The organism is Amycolatopsis sp. NPDC051106, from assembly GCF_040682775.1.
Taxonomy (GTDB): domain Bacteria; phylum Actinomycetota; class Actinomycetes; order Mycobacteriales; family Pseudonocardiaceae; genus Amycolatopsis.
Window position 1 is genome coordinate 1 of the sequence record NZ_JBFBBQ010000195.1, and the last position, 3,899, is coordinate 3,899.

The window sequence follows — 3,899 nt, forward strand, 5'->3', positions numbered from 1 at the left end:
GCGGCACCGGTGACGACACCCTCGAACAGCGCGAGCACGCCCCGCATCTCGGGCACGGTGTCGAGTGCGGCGACGAAGTGCATGGCTCTTATGGCCGGTAAGGAGGCCTTCACGGCTTTCGGGGCTTCGGGGGTCTCGAGGGCTTTGCGGCCGGAACTGTCGGGGGTTGCCGGTAGCGTGGAAATCGGGGGCTGCTCAGGTGGCCTTCCGCGCTCCTCGCGGGTTCGCCGGGCCCTGCGCCAGCCGCCGGCGGGGCCCCGCCGGGCTTGCCGCCTCGGCGCCGGCCGCCGTCCGCCCTGGCGCCACCTCGTACGCCACCCACGACCCAGGTTGCGCAAGACCTCTCCCGCTGCCCGGCGCGCTCTACTTCGTCCGCCGGCCGTGGCCGGAGTTGCCGAAATCTCCCCGCCGCCCAATGCCAGCCGCCAGCGCATTCTGCCAGCCAGCTTCGGCCCGGTTGCCGAGAATTCCCTCCGCCGCCCGATGCGGACCGCCTGCGCACCCTGGCGCTCTACTTCGTGCGCCAGCCGCGGCCCAAGTTCCCGAAGATCTCCTCCGCCGCCCGGCGGGGGTTCTCCGCGCCCACGATCAGCTCCCGCGACGCCAGCGCGAACCGCGCCAGTGCCGCGCATGACACGTCGCCCTCCGGGGCTCCCGTCTCCTCCGCGATCGCCCGGGCGAGCGCCGTCTCGTGGCGCATCCACATGCGGCGGGCGTAGTCGCGCAGGACCGGGGTGCTCTCGATCAGCCGCAGGAACTCGTCGCTCGGGCCGCCGTCGACGCTGTCGCGCAGCATGTGCTCGCGCAGCGCGTCCACGATCGTGTGACCCGGTGGCCGGCCGCGCACCGCGAGGACCAGCGCCGCCTCGATGTCGCCCTCCTGGTCGAACAGCAGCGCCTCTTTGCTGGGGAAGTACTTGAACAACGTCGTCACCGAGACGTCGGCGGCGTCCGCGACGTCCTTCACCCCGACCTCGTCGTAGCCGCGTTCGAGGAACAGCTCCAGCGCGGCGTCGGCCAGCGCCTGCCGGGTCTGCGCCTTCTTGCGCTCGCGGCGCCCGATCACTTCGGTCATGCCCCTCAGCCTACGTGATGGTGCACTCACTTCAAAAGTTTAGTCATTGCACTTTCTGAGTCACTGTGCTTTTCTGGCTTCAGGCCGCCGGACCAGCCGGCGGCACCGAACTTCCAGGGGGAAGTCATGAACTCCATCGCCATCGTCGGCGCCGGCCTGGGCGGACTCGCCTGCGCCCGCGTCCTGCAGCTCCACGGCCTCGACGTCACCGTCTTCGAGCAGGAAGCCTCGGCCGACGCCCGCACCCAGGGCGGCTCCCTCGACCTGCACGGCGACACCGGCCAGGTCGCCCTCCGCACCGCCGGCCTCCACGACGAGTTCCGCAAGCTCGCCCGCCCCGAAGGCCAGCAGATGCGCGCGCTCGACCCGCGCAGCGCCGAAGTCGTCATGGACGAGGTCCCCGCGGAAGGCGACGACTTCCGCCCCGAGATCGACCGCGGCCAGCTCCGCGGCCTCCTCCTCGGCTCGCTGGAGCCCGGCACCGTCCGGTGGGGCCGGCCGATCGCCGACGTCACCACGTCCGGGCAGCTGACCTTCACCGACGGCACGACCCGCGGCTTCGACCTGGTCGTCGGCGCGGACGGCGCGTGGTCCCGCGTCCGCCAGGCCCTCACCGGCGTCCGGCCCGAGTACAGCGGGGTCACGTTCGTCGAGCTCGGCCTCGACGACGCCGACCGCCGTCACCCGGACCTGGCCGCGCTGACCGGCCAGGGAATGATGATGAGCAAGATCGACGGGCGGGCGCTCGTCGCGCAGCGCAACAGCAACGGCCACATCCGCTGCTACGCCATCTTCTACGCACCCGAAGACTGGGCCGCCGATCTCGACTTCGCCGACACCGCGGCGGTGCGCGCGCACCTGCTGGAGCGCTTCGCCGGTTGGCACCCGAGCCTGCTCGGGTTCCTGCGCGACCTCGACGGCGGGTTCACGCACCGGCCGTTGCACGTCCTCCCGGTGCCGCACGCCTGGACCCACACGCCCCGGCTCACGCTGCTCGGCGACGCGGCCCACCTGATGCCGCCGCTGGGCGTCGGCGCGAACCTGGCCCTGCTGGACGGCACCGAGCTCGCGACCGCGCTGGCCACCGCGCCGACCGTCGGCGAAGCCGTCCGGACGTACGAGGCCGGGATGCTGCCGCGCTCGATCGAGACGGCCAAAGCCTGCGCCGGCGGCCTGCACGACCTGCTCAGCGACGACCTCAGGTCGATGGCGGCCTGACGACCTACCGCCGGACGCCCACACGTGGGTAACATGATTCCCACGATGTGGTCGTCCCGGTGCACAGCGGGGAGCAACGCTCCCACTCTCGGTAGCACCCCTCCATGGCTATCGCCCGGACGGAGCAGTCGACTGCGGAAATCGGACGCCGGAACTCCCACAACGGGTGAAACTTACCGTCTTTCTACGCGACCTCGTTAGCATCCGCACATTTGTCCGTGGCTACGCGTCCCGATCGGGCCCTGAGCACCTCTCACCACCAAGTCCACAAGACGAATGGGGTCGCCAGCGATGAGTACAGAGGGACTCTCGATTCCAGGCATCTCGATCGCCGGCTCGGGGCCATCGGCCGCCGAGCGGGTGCGCAAGCGCGGGCTGAGCCTGTTCGGCTCGGTGCCCCGGCCCGCCGTGGTCACGTTCGCCATCGAGGCGGCCGCGGTCATCCTGGCCGTCCTCGACGTCTGGCTGGTGATCCCCGAAAAGGCCCAGCCGTATTCGATCTGGCTCTCCGGCGCCGCGTGCCTCGCGGTGGTGTTCCGCCGGAAGTTCCCGTTCCTCGCCGTGCTCGTCGCGGTCCCCGGCTTCCTGGCCGGCTGGGCGCAGCTCGCGTCGATGATCACGCTCGGCATGCTCGCCACCCGCCGCCAGCTGCACTGGCAGGTCTGGGTCGGCGCGGCGCTGGTGTGGTGCTGCCGGTTCGTGCAGTGGCCATTGGAGGACTTCGCCGAGCTCAGCTGGCGCGAGCACATCCTCGACGGCATCTACGGCGTGCTCGTCGCGGGCATGCCGATCGCGATCGGCCTGCTCATCGGAGCGCGGTCCGAGGTTTCGAACAAACTCGCCGAGCTGGCCACGAGCCGCGACCGCGAGCGCCGCTTCCACGCCGACGCCGTCCGCGCCGAGGAGCGCGCCCGGCTGGCGCGCGAGATGCACGACGTCGTCTCGCACCAGATCACGCTGATCGCGATGCAGGCCGGCGCGCTGCAGGCCCAGACCACCGACAACCACGCGCAGGAGACCGCGCAGGTCATCCGCACGCTGTCGAAGCGGACGCTCGAGGAGCTGCGTTCCCTGCTGAGCGTGCTGCGCGCGGGCCCGGACGACGACGGCCCGCGCCCCGGGATCAACGACCTCGACCGGCTGATCCGGACGTCGGAGGTCCCGGTGCACCTGTCGGTGGAGCACCTGCCGGAGGCGCTGCCGAACCAGGTGTCGGCGGCGGCGTACCGGACGGTGCAGGAGTGCCTGACGAACGTCCACAAGCACGCCCCGGGCGCGACGGCGACGATCCGCATCCAGGGTGAGCACGGCGCGCTCAAGATCGAGGTCCGCAACGAGCGCGCGAGCCGGCCCGGCGAAGGCCTGCCCTCCGGAGGCCACGGCCTCACGGGCCTCGCCGAGCGGGCGCGCCTGCTCGGCGGCAGCTTCGAGACGTCGGGGATGGAGGACGGCGGCTTCCGGGTCCGGGCCCGGTACCCGCTGGACCGCTGAGGGCGGCCGTCCGGCCCCCGGGTAACCATTTTACCGGCGGGGGCCGACGATTTCGGATTCTCAGGAGCCGCGAACGGCGGATTCCGGGCTGTGGCGGCCGGAATCCCCCGGTCGC

3 protein-coding genes are annotated in these 3,899 nt (G+C 71.6%); 2 read left to right on the forward strand and 1 reads right to left on the reverse strand.

The features are described 5' to 3' along the window. Positions 1–511 precede the first annotated feature (511 nt). On the reverse strand, positions 512–1,075 hold the full coding sequence (locus AB0M83_RS48435; protein WP_364529582.1) for a helix-turn-helix domain-containing protein: 564 nt from the start codon (positions 1,073–1,075) through the stop codon (positions 512–514). Between the two features lie 126 nt (positions 1,076–1,201). Between AB0M83_RS48435 and AB0M83_RS48440 the strand changes: the two genes are divergently transcribed. Together AB0M83_RS48440 and AB0M83_RS48445 are read left to right on the forward strand one after the other, a co-directional pair. Beyond that, entirely contained in the window at positions 1,202–2,293 is a 1,092-nt protein-coding gene (locus AB0M83_RS48440) for an NAD(P)/FAD-dependent oxidoreductase (protein ID WP_364529585.1), read from the forward strand. Between the two features lie 291 nt (positions 2,294–2,584). Then, positions 2,585–3,784 carry a histidine kinase gene (locus AB0M83_RS48445; protein WP_364529588.1) on the forward strand — a complete coding sequence of 400 codons (1,200 nt, stop codon included), beginning with the start codon at positions 2,585–2,587 and terminating at the stop codon, positions 3,782–3,784. The last annotated feature ends 115 nt before the right edge of the window (positions 3,785–3,899 follow it).

Excerpts from the sequence above, each read along its gene's own strand:
- AB0M83_RS48435 (WP_364529582.1), bottom strand. The coding sequence starts at position 1,075 with ATGACCGAAGTGATCGGGCGCCGCGAGCGCAAGAAGGCGCAGACCCGG.
- AB0M83_RS48440 (WP_364529585.1), top strand. The coding sequence starts at position 1,202 with ATGAACTCCATCGCCATCGTCGGCGCCGGCCTGGGCGGACTCGCCTGC.
- AB0M83_RS48445 (WP_364529588.1), top strand. The coding sequence starts at position 2,585 with ATGAGTACAGAGGGACTCTCGATTCCAGGCATCTCGATCGCCGGCTCG.